The organism is Myxococcus qinghaiensis (genome assembly GCF_024198215.1).
Lineage (GTDB): Bacteria > Myxococcota > Myxococcia > Myxococcales > Myxococcaceae > Myxococcus > Myxococcus qinghaiensis.
Genome location: NZ_JAKCFA010000012.1, coordinates 145,809 through 164,885 on the forward strand (window position 1 = coordinate 145,809; position 19,077 = coordinate 164,885).

The 19,077-nt window shown below is 70.3% G+C and carries 16 protein-coding genes; 8 read left to right on the forward strand and 8 right to left on the reverse strand.

What is annotated here, in order from left to right; genetic code table 11:
• Positions 1-151: 151 nt before the first annotated feature.
• A complete protein-coding gene (locus LZ199_RS23365; RefSeq protein WP_253995953.1) occupies positions 152-1,729 on the forward strand; it encodes a beta-lactamase family protein in 1,578 nt (525 codons plus the stop codon).
• Between the two features lie 148 nt (positions 1,730-1,877).
• Positions 1,878-2,702, forward strand: a complete 825-nt coding sequence (locus tag LZ199_RS23370) for an alpha/beta hydrolase (RefSeq protein ID WP_253995954.1) — start codon at positions 1,878-1,880, stop codon at positions 2,700-2,702.
• A gap of 98 nt (positions 2,703-2,800) precedes the next feature.
• On the opposite strand, the gene LZ199_RS23375 is transcribed toward LZ199_RS23370, so the two are convergent.
• The 6 genes from LZ199_RS23375 to LZ199_RS23400 form a co-directional block, all read right to left on the reverse strand.
• On the reverse strand, positions 2,801-3,820 hold the full coding sequence (locus LZ199_RS23375; RefSeq protein ID WP_253995955.1) for a hypothetical protein: 1,020 nt from the start codon (positions 3,818-3,820) through the stop codon (positions 2,801-2,803).
• Positions 3,821-3,823: 3 nt separating this feature from the next.
• Complete coding sequence (locus LZ199_RS23380; protein ID WP_253995956.1) at positions 3,824-4,468, reverse strand: peptidoglycan-binding domain-containing protein; 645 nt, start codon at positions 4,466-4,468, stop codon at positions 3,824-3,826.
• A gap of 131 nt (positions 4,469-4,599) precedes the next feature.
• A complete protein-coding gene (locus LZ199_RS23385; protein WP_253995957.1) occupies positions 4,600-5,856 on the reverse strand; it encodes an RNA polymerase sigma factor in 1,257 nt (418 codons plus the stop codon).
• Between the two features lie 2 nt (positions 5,857-5,858).
• Positions 5,859-6,254 carry a YciI family protein gene (locus LZ199_RS23390; RefSeq protein ID WP_253995958.1) on the reverse strand — a complete coding sequence of 132 codons (396 nt, stop codon included), beginning with the start codon at positions 6,252-6,254 and terminating at the stop codon, positions 5,859-5,861.
• A 199-nt stretch (positions 6,255-6,453) separates the two neighbouring features.
• Entirely contained in the window at positions 6,454-7,836 is a 1,383-nt protein-coding gene (locus LZ199_RS23395; protein WP_253995959.1) for an FAD-binding oxidoreductase, read from the reverse strand.
• Positions 7,833-8,570 carry a FadR/GntR family transcriptional regulator gene (locus LZ199_RS23400; protein ID WP_253995960.1) on the reverse strand — a complete coding sequence of 246 codons (738 nt, stop codon included), beginning with the start codon at positions 8,568-8,570 and terminating at the stop codon, positions 7,833-7,835. The genes LZ199_RS23395 and LZ199_RS23400 overlap by 4 nt, the downstream gene beginning before the upstream one ends.
• An 89-nt stretch (positions 8,571-8,659) precedes the next feature.
• Here LZ199_RS23400 and LZ199_RS23405 point away from each other — a divergent pair, with 89 nt between their 5' ends.
• Entirely contained in the window at positions 8,660-9,223 is a 564-nt protein-coding gene (locus LZ199_RS23405) for a DJ-1/PfpI family protein (RefSeq protein ID WP_253995961.1), read from the forward strand.
• A 317-nt stretch (positions 9,224-9,540) separates the two neighbouring features.
• The gene (locus LZ199_RS23410) at positions 9,541-11,073 is read left to right on the forward strand and encodes a Fic family protein (protein ID WP_253995962.1); all 1,533 of its coding nucleotides are present in this window, start codon (positions 9,541-9,543) and stop codon (positions 11,071-11,073) included.
• A 135-nt stretch (positions 11,074-11,208) separates the two neighbouring features.
• Here the strand turns inward: LZ199_RS23410 and LZ199_RS23415 are convergent, their stop codons facing one another.
• Positions 11,209-11,523: a hypothetical protein gene (locus LZ199_RS23415; RefSeq protein WP_253995963.1), complete on the reverse strand. Its 315-nt coding sequence runs from the start codon at positions 11,521-11,523 to the stop codon at positions 11,209-11,211.
• Between the two features lie 146 nt (positions 11,524-11,669).
• On the opposite strand from LZ199_RS23415, the gene LZ199_RS46480 reads away from it, so the two are divergent.
• The 3 genes from LZ199_RS46480 (at position 11,670) to LZ199_RS23435 (ending at position 13,340) form a co-directional block, all read left to right on the forward strand.
• Entirely contained in the window at positions 11,670-12,437 is a 768-nt protein-coding gene (locus LZ199_RS46480; RefSeq protein ID WP_267145154.1) for an SAM-dependent methyltransferase, read from the forward strand.
• Between the two features lie 183 nt (positions 12,438-12,620).
• On the forward strand, positions 12,621-12,905 hold the full coding sequence (locus tag LZ199_RS23430; RefSeq protein WP_253995964.1) for a hypothetical protein: 285 nt from the start codon (positions 12,621-12,623) through the stop codon (positions 12,903-12,905).
• A 12-nt stretch (positions 12,906-12,917) separates the two neighbouring features.
• Entirely contained in the window at positions 12,918-13,340 is a 423-nt protein-coding gene (locus tag LZ199_RS23435; protein ID WP_253996087.1) for a DUF4326 domain-containing protein, read from the forward strand.
• A 3-nt stretch (positions 13,341-13,343) separates the two neighbouring features.
• Here LZ199_RS23435 and LZ199_RS23440 read toward each other — a convergent pair whose 3' ends face one another.
• On the reverse strand, positions 13,344-18,290 hold the full coding sequence (locus LZ199_RS23440) for a C39 family peptidase (RefSeq protein WP_253995965.1): 4,947 nt from the start codon (positions 18,288-18,290) through the stop codon (positions 13,344-13,346).
• A 344-nt stretch (positions 18,291-18,634) separates the two neighbouring features.
• Between LZ199_RS23440 and LZ199_RS23445 the strand changes: the two genes are divergently transcribed.
• The gene (locus LZ199_RS23445; RefSeq protein ID WP_253995966.1) at positions 18,635-19,027 is read left to right on the forward strand and encodes a hypothetical protein; all 393 of its coding nucleotides are present in this window, start codon (positions 18,635-18,637) and stop codon (positions 19,025-19,027) included.
• The last annotated feature ends 50 nt before the right edge of the window (positions 19,028-19,077 follow it).

Here is a 19,077-nt window from a genome sequence, read left to right on the forward strand (position 1 = left end):
GCGGCGGATTGCGGGACACTGACGCTCGCCTGCTCAGGGGTTTCCACCAGGTCGTGACGACGCAAGACGTGGCGAGTGCAAGCGACCCAGAGGAAACTCGTAGGGCTCAGGTGACGCGTCACCCCGCACGAGTCACACCAGGAAACCCTCCATGCACCGCAGACCTTTCTCCCGCCTTGTCTCCGTGGCCCTCTCGGGCCTCGTGGCCGTGGGCCTCCTCACCGCCGCCGACACCCGCGAGCCCACGACGCAGTGGCTGGCCCGCCCCAGCGAGGCCGCTCGAATCGCTCGCGTGGAGCAGGGCCTCTCTCCCATCACGATTCCCGGCGAGGAGCCGCGCAAGCTGTCGCTCACGCAGTGGATGGAGCTGTACGGCGTGCCCGGCGTGAGCATCGCCGTGTTCGACAAGGGCGCGCTCGTGTGGGCCAAGGCCTATGGCGTGAAGCACGCGGGCGGCAGCGAGGCCGTCACCGTCGACACGCTCTTCCAGGCCGCGTCCATCAGCAAGCCCGTGACGGCGATGGCGGCGATGCACCACGCGGAGAAGCGCAAGTGGTCGCTCGACGCGAACATCAACGACACGCTCGTCTCCTGGAAGGTGCCGGACAACGAGTTCACCACGGAGCAGAAGGTGACGCTGCGCCGGCTGCTGTCGCACAGCGCGGGCACGACGGCGAGCGGCTTCCGCGGCTACTCCAGCACCGAGCCCGTGCCCACCACCCTCCAGGTCCTGGATGGAGAGAAGCCCGCGAACTCGCCCGCCGTGCGCGTGAACACCGTGCCCGGCACGCTGACGCGCTACAGCGGCGGCGGCACCACCATCGTCCAGCAGATGCTGGTGGACCAGCTCAAGAAGCCCTTCCCCGTCATCATGAAGGAGACCGTGCTCGGGCCGCTCGGCATGAAGCACAGCACCTTCGAGCAGCCCCTGCCCAAGGAGCTGGAGCCCCTCGCCGCCAGCGGCACCTACTCCGGTGGAAAGAGCGTGGAGGGACGCTGGCACACCTACCCGGAGATGGCTCCCGCCGGACTGTGGACCACGCCGTCGGACCTGGCGCGCGTCGCGCTGGAGATGTCCAAGGCAACCAAGGGCCAGTCCCGCCGCGTGGTGTCCCAGGCGATGGCGAAGCAGATGCTCACCCGCCAGTCAGAGGCGTTCGGCATCGGCTTCATGCGTCGGCCCGGACAGGAATGGTTTGGTCACGGCGGAGGGAACGAGGGCTATCGCTGCTTCCTCATGGCCTTCGAGTCGGGCAGCGGCGTGGCCGTCATGACCAACTCGGATGACGGCTCGCACCTCTTCGACCGTCTCATCGCGAGTGTGATGGCCGAGTACGGCTGGAAGGGCTACACCATCACTCCCGACGGCATCGGCATGACGACGGACCTGCTGGCGCGCATCAAGGGTACCGACGCCGCGCTCGCCTGGTTCAAGACGCGCAAGAGCACCGCAACGAAGGAGGACACCCAGGTGACCCCAGACGTCCTCAACGAGCTCGGCTACAGCCTGTTGCACTCGGGCAAGGTGCCCGACGCGGTGAAGGTGTTCGAAGCCAACGTGGAGCTGTACCCCACCAACGCCAACGCTCACGACAGCCTGGCCGAGGGCTACGCCGAGGCCGGCCGGAAGGACGACGCCATCCGGCTCTACAAGAAGGCGCTCGAGCTGGACCCGAAGAGCACCAACGCCGTGAAGATGCTGGAGAAGCTGGGCGCGGCCCCGAAGTAGCGGTCGCCCCGCTCGCGGAGGATTGTTTCCCGCGTGGAAACAGTCCTCTGCCGAGCGCCCCGTTTTTCGCGGCGGCCCAAGTCTCTACTGTTCCTCTTGTCAGCAACGCACACCGCGACGACGCGGTGAACCCAAGAGGGAGCAAGCCATGAGCGCCACCGTCCAGAAGAGCCAGCCCGACACCATCGTCCTCGTCCACGGCATGTGGATGACGCCCCGAAGCTGGCAGGGGTGGATGGACCGCTTCACGAAGGCCGGCTACCGCGTCATCGCCCCGTCCTGGCCCGGCCTGGAGGTCGGCGTGGAAGCGCTCCAGAAGGACCCCACGCCGCTGGAGAACCTGCGCGTGAAGCAGATTGTGGACCACTACGAGCGCATCATCCGCGCGCTGCCCACCCCGCCCATCCTCATGGGCCACTCCTTCGGCGGCGCCTTCGTGCAGATGCTGCTCGACAGGGGCGTGGGCGCCGCGGGCGTCGCCATCCACTCCGCGCCGGTGAAGGGCGTCTACACGCTGCCGTTCACCACCATCAAGTCGACGGCGTCCACGCTGCTCAACCCCGCCAACGTCAACCGCCCCGCGCCGATGACGCCCGAGCAGTTCCACTACGCCTTCACCAACACGCTGACGCAGGAGGAGTCGGACGAGGTGTACCGCACGCAGTACGTGCCGGGCTCGGGCCGCGCGCTCTTCCAGGGCGCCCTCGCCAACCTGACGCCGCGCTCGGAAGTCACAGTGAATCTGAAGAACGACGAGCGCGCCCCGCTGCTGTTCCTCTCGGGCGACTCGGACATCATCCTCCCCGCCAGCATCCAGCGGGAGAACGTGAAGCGCTACGCGAAGTCGAAGGCGGTGACGGAGTACGTGGAGCTGAAGGGCCGCTCGCACTACACCGTGGCGCAGCCGGGCTGGGAGGCCGTCGCGGACCTCGCGCTCAACTGGGCCAGGGAGCACGCCACCGTTCGTAACTAGCGTTCCGCTGTCGCGCACCTGGGGAGTGTCCCCGCTCCCGTTCTCCCGAGCTTGAGCTTGGGTCGACGCTCCCCAGTGGTTGAGGTGCCGCTCGCGCCTCAGGATGATTCGAAGAGGTCGTCCCAATCAGGCCCACCCAGTCGGGCCACGAGCGTCTTCAGATTCGCGCGGGTCGTCTCGGCCTGCACGTAGTCGAACCGGAAGCCACAGGCTCCGGAGTCACAGGGCTCCAGGCCCTGGGTTCGGGGCGAGCAGCCTTGCACCTGGGCGCAGCCCGCCTGTCGTGTGGGGCAGAGCGCTCGCTTCGACAACATCGCCAACCGCAGGAAGGTCTCGAAGTCCTCGGGTGAGCGGAACACCTGCCGGGCCTCGGCGCCTGCGTCTCGGGCTCCGGGGGGAAGGAAGGTCGCGGAGCTCGCCGTGCCGAGCCACTCGGCGGTGGAATGACGCCGCCTCACGGGAATCTTGTCCTCCGCGAGGCTGAGCACGGGCGACGAGGCTCCCTCATGCCGCGCGACGCGGAAGTGCGCGTTGTAGATGCCGGGCGCCAGCGCGCTCACGTGGCCTTCGCACTCGGTCTCCGTCGTCATCGGAAACATCGCCACGCGCCAGTGCTTGCACTTCGGACAGGAGACATCGACTCCTGGAAAGGGCCAGCCTCTCGGCGGCGCGTGCACGGGGTCCGCCAGCACCGCGTCCACGTACTCCTGCGCATCCGTCACGTTCTCCTCGCGCAGCCCCTCCGCCTCCAGCACCGGGCGGTCCGCGTCGACGAGCAGCGCAGGGGCATAGAGCACGAGCAGCAGGTCCTCGTCCCCATGCGAGCCGATGCCGCGCTCCCGACGGAGGCCCACGAGCTGGAGCGCGAGCGGCGTCGTCCGCGACAACTCCAGCTCCTCGTCACCCCTCAAGTGGAACCGTCGGTGCTCCGGGTCCACCTTCCCCTGTCTGCGCAGACTCTCGCTCACATACTGGCGCAAGAGCCCCACCGCGCAGTCCGTGCATTGCACCTCGCGCAGCGTCGCATGGTGCGCCTCACGCTCCGGCGCCGTCGCCACCACCACCTTCCTCGGCGCCAGCTCCGGCGGGCCTCGCACCTTCGCCACCTTCGCCGTCATGACTCAGCTCCCATGCAACACCTCGAGCTGTCTCGACGTCTCCGCGTCCAGCCGCCCCGTGACGGCCAGGCCCGTGCGGTGCTGGAAGGCTCGGAGCGCGCTGCGCAGCTCCAGCGTCATCCGCCCCGTCGGCTCCAGCGCGTACCCCAGGTTGATGAGCCTCGCCTCCGCCCCCGCGACGCCGTCATCCGGCACATCCTGCATGGGACGCAGCGCGCCCAGCTCCAGCTCCCACCACTGGTCCTCGCACTCCAGCTCGGCACGGCTCGCGCTGAGCGGCACGCGCTGCACCAACAGGCCGTTGCCGTCCGTCTCCCCCTCCACCACCCGAGTCCCGAACAACAAGAGATAGGGCCTGCTCGCCAACGGCGCGCCCTCGTCGTCTCGCAATTCGAGCCGCAGATAGCGGGCGCTCGTCGCATCGAGGGTGAGGGGACGCGGCAGCCCGGTGTAGAGCGGCATCCGACTGGGGCGCGGCTCCGGAATCACCACGGTGTCCCCGGGATAGAGCACGCTCGGATTGGGCCGCTTGCGACGCAGCTCCGCATTGGCCGGATGCTCGTAGACCTGCCGGTAGTCCAGGATTCCGTAGCGCCGCGCGACCAACAACATGCACTCACCACGTCGGATGACATGGGTGGTGGACATGGTCTTCCCCCTCGTCGATGAAAGAGCCCCAACTCCTCCACCGCTCAGGAACGCTAGTCGAGGCCCGGCATTTCGCGGCATGCACCTCAGGGCATAGGGGCTTCCCCGCGACACACCCGGGTCCACACCGCCTACGTCCCCGCTTCGCTCAGCCTCGCCGCCTGCGTCAGCAGATAATTGCGCTCCGGCAGGCTCGTGGTGCGCTCAGCCGCCTTCCGGTAGTGCACAGCCGCCGCCTCGTGCCTGCCCGCTCTCTCCAGCAGATGCGCACGCACCGCGTCGAGCCGATGGCTCCCCTCCAGCCGCCCCTCCGCGTCGAGCTCCTTCAGCAGCGCCAACCCCACCTCCGGCCCCCGCACCATCGCCGTCGCGATGGCGTGGTTGAGCGCCACCATGGGATTGTCGGACAGGCGCATCAGCACCTCGTAGAGCGCCTGCACCTGCGGCCAGTCCGTGTCCTCCGCGCGCGCCGCCTCGTCATGCACGGCCGCGATGGCCGCCTGCACCTGGTACATCCCCAGCGAGCCCTTCGATAGCGTCGCGGAGATGAGCGCGATGCCCTCCGCAATCATCCCCGCGTCCCACAGGCTCCGGTCCTGGACATCCAGCGGAATCAGCTCGCCCTCCGGCCCCGTCCTCGCCTTCCGGCGCGCGTCCGTGAGCAGCATCAGCGCGAGCAACCCCGCCACCTCGCCGTCCTCGGGCAGGAGCGTGTGCAGCATTCGCGTCAGGCGAATCGCCTCGCCCGACAGGTCCGTGCGGTGCAGCTCCGGCCCGGAGGTCGCCGTGTAGCCCTCGTTGAAGATGAGGTAGAGCACGTGCAGCACCGTGCCCAGCCGCTGCGCGCTCTCCTCCGGCGTGGGCTTCTGGAACGGTACGCCCGAGCTCTTGATGCTCTGCTTGGCGCGGCTGATTCGCTGCGCCATCGTCGCCTCGGGGACGAGGAAGGCCTTGGCGATTTCAGCCGTCGTCAACCCGCCCACCGCGCGCAGCGTCAGCGCTATCGCCGACGCCGTCGACAGCGCCGGGTGACAGCACATGAACAGCAGCACGAGCGCGGCATCCCGCCCCGCCACCTCGTCGCTGTCCAGCGCGAGCACGAGCTGGAGCTCTGGTGGCACCAGGCTGACGACGAGCTCCTCGCGATGGCGACGGGCCGCCTCCGCGCGCACGTGGTCCGTGATTCGCCGCGAGGCGACCTGAATCAACCAGGCGCGCGGGTCGTCCGGCACGCCCTCGCGAGGCCACTGCAGGGCCGCCGCGAGCAGCGCTTCCTGGACCGCGTCCTCCGAGGCTCCGAAGTCTCGAAACTTCCGGATGACGGCGCCCAGCACCCGCGGCGCGTGCTCGCGCAACAGGTGCTCCAGGTGGCGTGGCTCCAACGTCACCCTCACACCCCGTCGGGAGGAGGACCGCTCATCACCTGCCGCACTTCGATGGACAGGTTGAGCGGCTTGCCGCCAGGCCCGGGGGCAGCGGAGGCCTCCGCGGCGATGGCGTAGGCGCGCTCGGGGCTGTCGACCTCGACAATCCAGTAGCCCGCGAGGAACTCCTTCGACTCCGGGAACACGCCGTCGGTGATGGGCTTGCCGTCCTCACCGGCGCGCACGCGCTTCGCCTGGTCGGGCCCCGCGAGTCCCTCGGCGGCCACCAGCTCACCGGCGGCTCCGAGCTTCTTCGCGAAGTTCATCATGAAGCCGATGTGCGCCTGGAGGTCCTTCTTCGGCCAGCTGGCGACAGCGTACGCACCGCCCGTGGGCGTGTTCATCATGAGCATGTACTTCATGGGGGGCTCCCTCTTTCTCGTGGCACCCGCGCTCCTTCATTGGGGCGCGTTCATCCGGATGTCGGAGCCAGGAGCGAGGTCTCGACATCCGCTCTGAAGATATTCGACCGACCTCCCAGGCCAGTGGAACAACCGCGCGCAATCACACGAGAAGCGCCCGGACTTCCGTGCACTGACGCGGCACGTCGAGCCGTGGGATTCAGAGCACCTTGCCTGGATTGAGGATGCCCAAGGGGTCCATCGCGCCTTTCAGGCGGCGGTGCAGGCGCAGCCCCTCCTCCCCGAACTGCCGGCCCAGGAAGGGCTGCTTCAGGGCGCCCACTCCGTGCTCTCCGGTGATGGTGCCGCCCAGGTCCAGTGCGGCGCCGAGGATGTCGTCGAACGCTCCTCGCGCGCGCTCCAGCGCGGCCGCGTCCTGGCGGTCGAAGACGACGGTGGGGTGCATGTTCCCATCCCCCGCGTGGCCGAAGGTGCCCACGAGGACGCCTCGGTCGGCGGCGATGCGCTCGACGGCGGCGAGCAGCTCCGGGATTCGCGACAGCGGCACGCCCACGTCGTCCAGGAGCGTGGCGCCCTGTCGCTCCAGCGCGGGGTACGCGAGGCGGCGCGCGGTGAGGAGCAGCTCGCCCTCGGCCTCGTCCGAGGAGTGGGTGACGAAGGTCGCCCCGGTGGCCGCGCAGCACGCCGCCATGGCCTCGATTTCCGCCACGCCCTGCTCGCCGCCCGCGTCCGAGCGCGCCAGGAGGAACGCGGCGGCGTCCACGTCCAGCCCCAGCGGCTTGTAGGCCTCCACGGCCCGACACGTGGGCTGGTCCATCAGCTCCAGCATCGACGGGCGGGTGCGCGCCATGATGTCCGTGACGGCCGCTCCCGCGCCCGCGAGCGTGGGGAAGGTGGCCACCAGCGTCGTCGCCTTGGGCGGCTTGGGGCGCAGCTTCAGCGTCGCCTCGGTGATGACGCCCAGCGTGCCTTCGGAGCCGACGAACAGGCGCGTCAGGTCATAGCCCGCGACGTTCTTCACCGTGCGCCCGCCCGTGCGCACCACCGAGCCATCCGCGAGCACCACCTCGAGCCCCAGCACCGCGTCCCCCGTCACGCCGTACTTCACGCAGCACAGGCCGCCCGCGTTGGTGGCCAGGTTGCCGCCCAGGCTGGAGAACTCCCAGCTCGCCGGGTCCGGCGCGTACCAGAGTCCATGTGCGGCGGCGGCGGCCTTCACCTCCGCGTTCAGCACCCCGGGCTGCACGACGACGAGCATCCCCTTCGCGTCGACCTCCAGCACGCGGTTCATCCGCATCAGCGACAGGACGATGCACCCGTCGAGCGCGTTCGCTCCGCCCGACAGTCCGGAGCCCGCGCCGCGCGGCACCACGGGGATTCGACGTGCCGAGGCGATGCGCATCACCGCGCGCACGTCCTCCGTGCACGTGGCACGCACGAGGACCTGGGGGACTCCGGCGGGAGCCCACTCGGCCTGGTCTCTCCGGTGCGCGTCGAGAACGTCCGCGTCGGTGACGAGCGCCTCGGCGGGGAGCACCGCCGCCAACTCTCGCAACAGGGTTGCGGTTCCGTCAGTCGTCACGGGGCGTTCTCCTGGCGTGGTGTGGCCTCCATCGGCACGGAGACAGACGCACGGTAGAAACCCTCGATGTGCTCGCGTAGCAGCGCGGCGGCGCGCGCGGCGTCACCTCGCTCCACCGCGTCCAGCATCGTCGCGTGCTCATCCGCGAGCCTCTGGAGTACGCCCGGCTCTTCCGTCCCCAGCGCGTCGAGCAGGTGCCTTGCCATCGCATCTCGCAGTGCGAGCATCACCAGGTGCATCGCCCTGTTTCCGGACGCCGCCACCAGCTCCACGTGGAAGCGCACGTCCGCTTCATGGAACGACTCCGCCGTGACGCCCGGCCGCCGCATCTCCTCCAGCGCCGCACGCGCCGCGCCCAGGTGCGTCCTGTCCGCGCGCCGTGCCGCACGCTCCAGCGCCGCTGACTCCAGCACGCACCGCAGATCAACGAGGTCCTCCAGCGACGCCAGCCGGAGCCGCACCACATGCGTCAGCGCCTCGCTCAGCAGCCCGCTCGCCGCCCGGGCCACCAGTCCCTTCCCCTTCCCCACCACCAGCCCCTGGGCCTGGAGCGCCCGGAGGGCCTCGCGCACCGAGGCCCGGCTCACCCCGAACTGCTCCGCCAGCTCCCGCTCCGGCGGCAGCGTGTCCCCTGGCGGCATCCCTCCACTCAGGATGGCCTCCCGAATCCGCTCCGCCACCTGGAGATACAAGGGGTTACGCACCACCGCCTGGAACGTCCGTCCGGAAACCATGGCGGACAGACTACCTGATTGACTGATGGTCAGACCAGCGGTGACGATGCGCCGGTCGTTCGTTCAGACCCCCATCGGAGGCGACATTCATGGCCAAGGTCCTGATGCTTGCAGGTGACGCGGCGGAGTCCCTGGAGGTGATGTACCCGTACCAGCGGCTCCTGGAGGAGGGGTACGAGGTCCACCTCGCGGCCCCCTCGAAGAAGAAGCTCCAGTTCGTGGTGCACGACTTCGTGGACGGCTTCGACACGTACACGGAGAAGCCCGGCTACACGTGGCAGGCGGACCTGGCCTTCTCGGAGGTGAAGCCGGCCGACTATGTGGCGCTCGTCATCCCCGGAGGACGCGCCCCCGAGTACATCCGCAACGACGCCGACTGCCAGCGCATCGTCCGGCACTTCTTCGAGAAGAACCAACCCGTGGCCCACATCTGCCATGGCCCGCGGCTGCTCACCGCGGCCGGCGTCCTCAAGGGGCGCAAGAGCGCCGCGTACCCCGCACTGAAGCTCGACGTGCGGGACGCCGGCGCGGAGTTCGTCGACTCCGCCGCCGTCGTCGACGGGAACATGGTCTCCGCCCGCGCCTGGCCGGACCACCCGGCCTGGATGCGCGAGTTCATGAAGATCCTGCGCGCCAAGGCGCCTGTGGCCTGAGCCGCCGTCACTGAAGAAGCGAAGCAGCCAGTCCTCTGGCACCTGGAGGCCTCCCAAGTGGGGGCCTTCTTCGTTTGCGGGGCAGGTCTCCGAGCAGGGGCTTTTCAGCCTGGTTGCTCCCTCATCGGCCTCACTTTTGTAATGATTTTTGGGGTGAGGGGGCGTTTTCTAACGATTTCCGCAATCATCTAACAACTTCATAGGGGACAGTGCCGGGTCCTATCGATTCTTCAGAGCACGGTGCGCCTGCAGTTCACTGCAACTGAAGGTCCTAGTCCTACCCGTATTTATCCTACACGTACTTGAAGGGGGACCCCATGTACCTGAACAAAGGCATCCCCATCGGGTACGCGAAAGCCATCGAGGATCATGGCCTCGATGTCGTGCCTCCCCATCAGCTCTCGGCCTGCGCGGGCTCGGTCAAGCATGTGCGGAGCAGCGACGGGCGCGAGTTCGTCACCTACCCGAGTTCATACGACCCGGGTCCAGCGCTTTGTGACCACTTGGAGTTCGCGCTCAAGCACGAAGGCATCTCCCTGGAGGTGCTCGCCGCATTGTTCCGCGCGGTGAAACAGGGGCCTTTCGAGGACGAGCTGTCCCGCCACATCCAGGCACGCCCCACCGGTCAGAACACCCGTCGGCTCTGGTTTCTCTACGAGTTCCTCACGGGACGTCGGCTTCCACTCGAGGACGTGACCACAGGCAACTACGTCGAGTTGCTCGACCCGAAGCACTACTACACAGCGGCGCCCATCAACAGCCGGCGCCATCGCGTGCGCGACAACCTCCTGGGCAATGTGGACTTCTGCCCCATGGTGCGCCGTACGCCCGTCCTCCAGGAGTTCGAGGCGAAGCGGCTCGCGAACGAGGCGGCGCTCATCGTGAAGTCCTACGACGAAGATGCCCTCCGCCGCGCCGTCGACTACCTCTACACCAAGGAGACCCGCTCCTCTTTCGACATCGAGTGGGAGACCCCCAGCCAGCAGCGCGCAGCGCGGTTCGTCTCCCTCCTGCGTGAGCTCCCAGCGTTGGAGTCCCTGAATGAGGCCGCGCTGGTCCACATGCAGAATGTCATCGTGGAACGCTTCGCGGAGAAGGGTTACCGCGAAGAGCAGAACTATGTGGGGGAGTCCGTCGGCGTGGGGGGACTGCGGCAGCTTGTCCATTTCATTCCGCCACAGCGCAAGATGGTCCCTCGCCTGATGGCGGGACTGCTGTCCTCATTGGACCGGATGATGGCTTCCAAGGTGGACCCCATCGTCCATGCGGCCGCCATCTCCTTTGGCTTCGTCTTCATCCACCCCTTCGAGGACGGCAACGGACGGCTCCACAGGCTGCTCATCCACTACATCCTCTCCAGGGCCGGGTTCACCCCCCAGGGGCTCATCTTCCCCATCTCCGCGGTCATGTTGCAGAGGAAGGACCAGTACGACGCCTGCCTCGAGTCCTTCTCCAAGCCGCTGATGAAGCTCATCGACTACACGGTGAATGAGAAGGGACTCCTGACGGTGAAGGGCAAGACGAGCGGCTTCTATCGCTACGTCGACTTCACGCGCATGGCGGAGGACCTCTACCGCTGGACGGAAGAAACCATCCGCACGGAGTTCCGCGACGAACTGGACTTTGTCGTCCGCTACCGCGAGGCCCGCCCGAAACTCGACGGCGTCGTCGAGCTGCCGGACACGCTGCGCAACCGCTTCGTCCAGTTCTGCCTCCAGAATGGAGGGCGCTTGTCCAAGCGGAAGCGAACCAGGTACTTCAGCAACCTGACCGACAAGGAAGTCCATGCGCTGGAGAAGGTCGTCCAGAAATACCTGATGCCTCGCCCCAAAGCCGCCCCCGCGACCTGAGCCGCCGTCACACAGCAGAACGCCGTGGTCCCTCTCCCGAGAGACCACGGCGTTCACCCCACCTGCTCTGTGTCTCCGTCCAGACTCGGGGCGCCTGCTCCACGAACAGGGCTTCACTCCGCCCGCTCGGCACGCCTAACGCGACTGGGCGTCGTGCTTCTGGCGGTGGATGCGGCGGTTGAGCTGGTTCTGCTCGCGCTGGATGCCCGCGCGCTCCCGGACATCGAGCCGGCCGTCATCCGCCCGCGCCTGACGGATGTCCCGCTGGAGCTCCCGGTGCTGGTACTGGAGCCGCACGGCCTCGCGCCCCGTCAGCTCCCCGCTCTTCACGCCCTGGACGATGCGCGCCTGCTGACTCACCTGACGACGGTCCGCCTTCGCCGCGCTCGCGGGCAGCGCCACCAACATCCCCAGCACCAACGTCCCCACGGCCCACAGGTTCTTCTTCATGGCAGTCCTCCTGTCGCGGGCCGGCCAGGCCGGCTCACGCTGTCTGGAGGTACCAACCCAGCACCCCACGAAAAGTCGCGCCGCGCCCTCCGTGGGCCACGTGGAGCCACGCTCGGGCGGGTGCGCTATCCTCGCCCGCCCGAGCCATGGCCGAGGACGCCCCCATCCCGCCCGCGCGGCGCGCTTCGTCGTCCGACGACCTGTCCCTCCCCCGGCTCCTCCTCCTCAGCGCCTGGAGCGCGGTGCTGGATGCGGTGAGCCGGGTGGGCGACCTGCTCGTGCTCGCGTGGCGTCCCCGGCTGGTGCCCGCGTACCTGCGGCTGTGGCTGCGCGAGGTGCGCGTCTCGCCCTACCGCCCGCGTCGCTCCTTCGAGTTGATCCGCGTCCTGCGCGCCAGCGGCCAGGACTTCCACGAGCTGATGTACGGCGAGACGCCCGTGCACACCGCGCTGTCGCTCTTCCGGAAGGCCGGCGTGACGAAGGGCTCCCGGCTGGTGGACCTGGGCGCGGGACGCGGGAGGACCCTGCTCGCCGCGCGCTGGCTGGGCGCGGAGGCGCTGGGCATCGAGCTGCTCGAAGAGCACGTCGCGCTCGCCTCGGAGCCCCTGGCCAGGACGGGCGCGGTGCTGCGCCAGGGGGACGCCACCCGGGAGGACGGGGCGCTGACCGAGGCCACCCACGTCCTGGTCAACTGGACGGCCCTCGCCCCGGACACCCGGGCCCGCCTCGTCGCTCGCCTGCGCGCCTGCCGCCCCGGCACCCGCGTCCTCACCGTCACCCGACCCGTGGAGGCGCCCGGCTTCACCGTCCTCTCCCGCCACCGCGCCCTCTTCACCTGGGGCGTCGAGTCCGTGTGGATTCACGAAGTCCAAGGAGCTGGCACTCCCGAGCCCGGGCCCGAGGGCCCGTTTTGAGATGCAAACACTCCCGCCCCCGGCGCGAGCGCATCCGGCGCAACGGTGGCTTCCGCTCGTGAGGGCTCCATGCCTAGGCTCGCCGGTTCGATGCCGGTGGGACGGGCGCGGTCCTTTCGGGCCCTTGCTCCCGCCGGATGAATCAGGTCCCCAGGTCCCCGGGGCACACAGGAGCAGACTCACATGAAGGCATGGATGGCCGTGGCGATGCTGGCGGTGGTTCCCCTCGTCGGGTGTGGGGGTTCGCGTGAGCTGAACCGCGCGAAGGCCGAGGCGAACGTGCTGCGCAAGGACACGGAGACGCTGCGCGCGGAGAACGAGGCCCTCAAGACGAAGGTCGGCGAGCTGGAGGGCGACCTGGCCAGCGTGTCCAAGGAGCGCGACGAGCTGAAGGTCGCCGCCGAGCAGGCCGCCGCGGCCGCCGAAGCCGCCGCCGTCCCCGCGTCCGGCAAGAAGCGCAAGAAGTAGAGCGTGACGCCGATGACCGGGACGCGCACCACGGCGGTCCATGTGCACGAAGGCTGTGACGTGTACGTGGGCCGGGCCTTCCGCGCGTGGGCGAAGCCGAGCCCCACCAACCCCGTGCCCGGTCGCTTCGGCAACCCCTTCAAGCCCGGAGGCGTCGGCACCCCGGGCGCCATGTGGAAGAGGTACTTCGTCCCCTGGCTCGGCGCGCTGCCGGAGGCGGAGCAGCAGAAGGTCCACGCGGAGGCCCTGCGTCGCATGGGCCCGGACGTGGACGCCTTCGAGTCCTTCCGCTGGTACCTGGAGCTGCGCACCCGGCATGACGCCGCCTGGCGCGAGGACGTGCTCTCGCTGCGGGGCAAGCGGCTGGGCTGCTGGTGCAAGCCCGGCCCCTGTCATGCCGACGTGCTGGTGTCCTGGCTGGACTCGCGGCGCTGACCGTCAGAAGGCGGAGCGCAGCCACGCGCGCCAGCCCACGACGGCGCGCACCCGGGCCACCGCGTCTCGATGCGCCCTGCGCGCCACCGGATGCGTCTGGTAGCCCGCCATGCCCTGCTCCGCCGTGCGCAGCGCCCTCCGCGCCGCGCGGGCGCCCGACGTCCGCGCCGCCTGCACCGTCCTGGCGAGGCCCAGGACGAGCTTCAGCAGGCCGTCCTCCGGCGAGTGCTTCACCTCCAGCAGCGCCGTGCCCGAGGCGTCCCCGTCGTCCCGCAGCGCGATGAGGAAGGCTCGCCACACCCGCAAGTCGTTGGCCAGGGTGCCCTCTTCCGACAGCGTCAGCCCCAGGGCCAGGGCCGCCTCGGCCTCCTCGCGGTGCCCTTGCGAGTAGCCGCACACGAGCACGTTCATCATCATCCAGTCGCGCAGCTCCCCGGTGGGCCGCGCCCGCCAGTCGCGCAGCCAGCTCCACGCCCGTGCCCGGCGCTGCTGCTTCATCAGCGCATAGCCCATGGCCCCCCAGGTCCGCGCATGCGCGCGCAGCAGGCCCGGGTACAAGCCGAGGAACAGCGACAGCAGGACGGTGCGCCCCAGCTCGCCCAACCGCTCCACGTACACGCCCAGGGCCTCGACCCCCACGGCGCTCCCGGAAGCCAGCGCGCGCAGCCGGCCCCAGGCCCGCCACGTCCACGTGCGCTCCGCGTGCTGGAGCGCCCAGGCGCGCGCCAGCGTCTCCGACGCCTCGCCTCCCTTCGTCGCCAGCGCCGCGTCCACCGCGCGCTCCATCACCGAGCTCCAACCCCGGGCGCGCATGGCCTCCACGCAGCGCTCCAGCGACCAGGTGCTGTTCCCCAGCGACGCCAACGTCAGCTCCACGTGCCGCCGGGCCGCCGCCGCGTCGTTCCGGGCGCAGGCCAGTTGCACCGCGCGCGCCTCCACGAGCACCTCCGGAGCATGGCCTCGCGCCGCGTCCAGCGCCTGGGCCGCCTCGTCCAGCCGGCCCTTGCCCAGCAGCGCGTCGAAGAGGTGTGTCGCCGCGTAGGCGTAGTCCGGCGCCAGCTCCAGCGCGCGCCTCCACCCGGCGATGGCACCCTCCAGGTCTCCCGCCTCCGCGAGCACCTCCGCCCACTGCACGTGCGCCACGGGTGAATCCGGGCTCAACTTCACCAGGGCCTCACGGGCCCGCCGGAGGAGCGCGTCGTCCTTGAGCGACTCGGCCCACTCGCCCAGCGTCTGCCAGCCCCAGCCGTAGAGGGGCTCCTCCTGGAGCACCGCCTCCATCGCCTTCACCGCGTCGCGCTGCGCGCCCTTCTCGAAGAGCACCCACGCGGCCCGGCCCCGCAGCGCCACGGGGACCGCGCCGCCGTAGGCCGCGGGGGCACAGGCAGCCAGCGCCTCGTCGAAGCGCCCCGCCTCCACCAGCGTCCGCGCCTTCGCGTCGTGCGCGTCATCCATGCGAGGCGAGGACTCCAGCGCCCCGTCCAGCAGCGCCAGTCGCTCCTCGCGCGTGGGTTCTCCCTCCGCCTCCAGCAGCTCCACGAGCGCCAGTCGCGCGAGCTCCTCCGGCATGGGCCGCGCGCAGAGCTCCCGCGCGAAGGCCACCGCGTCCGCCTTGCGCTCGCGCTCCTCCGCCCACTCCTGCAGCCGCGCCCAGCCCCACCCATAGGAGGGGTCCAGCCGCAGCGCCTCGAAGAGACGCTCCAGCGCCAGGTCGTGCTCCTCCGAGCGCCACAGCAGGTCCGCCAGGTAGCCTCGCGTCACGCCGTCGCGCGGATTCTCGCGGCCCACCCGCTCCAGCACCTCGCGCGCCCGCAGCGGCTCGCCCATGCGCTCCAGCAGCTCCGACAGCTCGCACGCCGGCCGCGTCCAGCCCGGCGAGTGCCGACACGCCGCCTCCAGCGCGTCGCGCTCTCCGGCCCTGTCCTCGCGCGCCCGGTGTACCAGCGCGCGCTCCAGCCACACCGGAGACAGCAGCGAGAAGCGCGTGGTGGCCTGCTCCGCCACGCGGGCCGCGGTGTCCAGCTCCCGCGCGCGGAGCAGGTGCCGCAGCCGCGCCACCCACGCCTCCCAGCAGTCGGGGTGACGCTGGAGCAGGGCCTCCAGACAGGCCCCCTGCTCCTCCATCGACAGCTCGTCGCGCGACACCTGCTCGAAGGCGAGCACCGTGTCATCGAGCTGGGCCATGCCCTCCAGCGCGTCGCGCACGAAGGTCAGCGAGGCCCGCCGCGCCTCGGGCGTCGTCGCCAGTCCCATCAGCGCGCGCATTCCAAAGCGCGAGGGCTGGAGCCGCATCGACTCGCGGTAGGCGAGCTCCGCCTCCGCGTTGCGGCCACACGCCTCCAGAATCTGTCCCCGGCTGTAGTGCAGCCCCGGGTTGCGAGGCTCCAGCACCTCCGCGCGAGCCAGCTCCTCCAGCGCCTCCTCGCGCCGTCCCTGCTCCGACAACAGGCCCGCGCGCTCACGCCGAGCCCACGCATCCTCCGGGTGCGCGGCGAGGAAGGCCTCCAGCGCGTCGAAGGCCGCCGACGGCTCGTGCTCCCGCGTCCACATGACGCGCAGCTGCAACAGGCCCGCGTGCTTCGGATAGCGCGCGCACGCCGCATCCAGGTGCGCCTTCGCCTCCGGGGCACGGTCCAAATCCGTGAGCAACCGCACCCGCTCCCGGTGCGCATCCGCGGGCAGCGGCTCCCGGGCGAGCACCTGCTCCCAGTGCGCGAGCGCCTCCGCCAGCTCTCCCCGCTGGGAGGCCAGGGCCGCGGCGGCGCGGTGCCAGTCCACGTCCCGCACCCGGCCCTCCGCCGAGCGCAGGTGGCGCGACGCCGCCTCCGCGTCACCCACGCGCGCGGACAGCTCCGCGGCGAAGAGGGACAGCTCACCATCCTCGGGCCGCGACACGCACGCCTGCTCCAACACGGCGCGCGCCTCCTCGGGCCGGCGCAGCGACTCCAGCGCGCGACACAGCGTGCGCGCGGGCCCTCCGTTGCGCGCCCCGAAGCGCTGGAAGCGGTCCGTCACGAAGGCCAGCGCGCGCGCCGTCTCGCCGCGCGCCTGGGCCGCCTCGAAGTAGCTCCAGGCATGGCCCTCGCTCAGCTTCTCCAGGCACGCCGCCGCGCGGTACAGCCGCAGCGCCTCGTCACGGCGAAGCTGCGAGTCCCACAGCCGCGCCAGCGAGCGATACGTGGGCGCGAAGGTGGGGTGCACGCGCAGGGTGCGCACCAGCAGTCGCTCCGCCTCGGCCTCCTCGCGCGCGTCCGTCATCAGCTCGGCCGCCAGCGCGTGCCACAGCAGCGGATGCGCCTTCTTCTCCCGGGCGCGCTCGCGCAGCACGGCGAGCAGCTCCTCGCGGCGCCCCAGCTCGTTCAGGCAGCCCAGCCACGACATCAGGTAGTTGATGTTGTCGGGGTACGTCTCGCGCAGCCCGCTCAGCGCCGCCAGCGCGTCCGGCGTGCTGTCGTCGTAGGTCGCGAGCGCGCGCTTCGCCTGCCACGTCAGCCGGTGGCCGGGAGCATCGCGCTCCATCGACTCCACCGCGCCCTTCGCCGCCGCCCGGTCATTGGCCACCAGCGCCGCATCCACCCGGTGAAGCGCGTCGTACAGCGCGGCCTCGGGCAGCTCCACCGCGTCCAGCCGCGCGGCCTGCGCCAGGGGCACCAGCGCCATGCCGCGCGGGCCACAGGAGGCGAAGTGCTCCAGCGCCTTCTCCGTGTCGAACTCGACGAGGTGCCGCGTGGACGGGTCCCTCACCAGCAGCGTGCCCCGGCGCTCGTCGTAGCCCACCACGGCCTGGAGGTGGCTGCTGCCCGGCTCCTGCGTGGTGAGCGTGAAGGCGATGCCCTGGTCCAACAGCGCGCGGGCGCTGTCCCAGGTGACGCGGAACTCGCGCACGTGCCAGCCCGTGGTCGCCGCCCAGTGGCGCTCCTGGTACGCGGGCGTCCCGTCGTAGCAGATGGACTCCGCCACCTGCAGGTGCTCCACCGGCACGTCCCACAGCGCCGCCACCGAGGCCAGCGTCGCGGGCGCGCACGTCTTGTGGTGCTGCCGCACGAAGCGCACGGGCAACAGCCGCCGGCGCCCCTCCGCGTTCGCCTCCATCCGCGCCGCCACCTGCTGGTGGAAGGGCGAGCCGCTCAGCTCGGACAGCTCGATGGCCCGCGCCACGTCTCCGCGCAGGTACATGGTGTCGGAGCACATCGCCATCAGCAGGCCGAAGTTCTTCGCCTCCAGCTTCGGCGCCAGCAGCACCGTCCGCTCCCAGCTCGCCCACGCGTCGTCGTACAGGCCCAGCTCCTCCTGGAGCCGCGCGAGCTGTCCCGACACCGCCGAGCACTCCAGCCGCGCCGACGCGGTGGACAGCAGCTCCAGCGCCTCCGCGTCCTGCCCCAGGTGCGTGAGCAGGCTCCCCGTCATGTGCACGGCGGGGCGGTAGAAGGGGTGCAGCGAGAGCGCGTGCTTCAGCGCGTCGAGCGCCTCTTCGCGCCGGTCCTGCTCCTCCAGCAGCGACGCGCGCACCACGTACACCCAGGGGTGCTCGGGCACGAGGGTGAGCGCCTCGTTCACCCAGCGCTCCGCGTCCTCGAAGTCGCGCAGCACGACGAGCGCCTCCGCGCGCGCGAGCAGCAGGTCCGAGCGCTGCTCCAGCGACGCGGCCTCCAGGTCCACCGGGCCGTCCAGGAAGTCCAGCACGGCCAGCGGACCCCTGCGGCGCTGGAGCAGCTCCGAGAAGTAGTAGCGGGCCTCCGCGTCACGCGGGGACTCCCGGCAGGCGCGCGTCCACTGGAGCCAGGCCGCGCGCGAGGCGCCGAGCTGATGCAGCAGTCGCCCCGCCAGCACCCGCGCCCGGGCCCCGGTCCACCGCTCCAGGGGCACGCCCGCTTCGGTCAACCGGTACGCCTGGAGGTAGAGGCCCTGCTCATAGAGGGCCCGCACCTGGGCGTACAGCTCGGGCGTCACGCCTCCAACGGGTTGACTCGAGAGGAACAGCGGGGCGGAGGAGGACACGGAGGACGGCATCGGTTCAGGGCGCATCGGCGGTTCAGGACGCCACGAGGATGACCGCCTGACAGCGACCTCCCAGCCCTCCTGGCGTGCTCGACATCCTAGCCCTGTCCGGCGTGTCGGCAGGCGGGACCCGACATGTCGAGAGCCGTGTCGGAGGTCACCGCGCCTGGGGATTCCCGGGGAGAGCGGCGTCGAAGTGCCCGGCACGCGCGCTGCACTGAGGGAGGGCACGGGGGGCAAGCAAGCTCGCGACGCCATCGCGCCGTGACGACGCCCTCTTCACCCAGGAGTGAGCCATGCCCGAAGTGAGCATCGACAAGCCGGCCCAGACCAAGCCATCTCCCGATTCCACGGAGAGCCTCACCGCCACCATCGTCAACCAGACGCAGGGCAACCTCGTGCTGGTGAGCTCGACCACCGACGAGCAGTGGACCATCCCGCCTCCGAGCACCATCGCCCCGGGCCAGTCCGGGCAGTTCTCCAGCCCTGGAGACTTCAGCAACCCCTCCGCTGGCATCGTCAAGTACCAGGCCACCGCGGTGAACAACGCCACCTTCACGCTCAACTGGACCATTCCCTCCGTGGGCCCCAATCAAATCAACTGGCAGACGACCCCGGGGCTGAACGCGCAGGAGAGCGGCTCGCTGAGCGGCTGGAACCTGTCCGCCTCCTGGTTCATCAGCGGCTGAGCACTCGCGTGCGCGTGGGGACTTGAGGGCGGCCCTGCTGGGCTAGCATG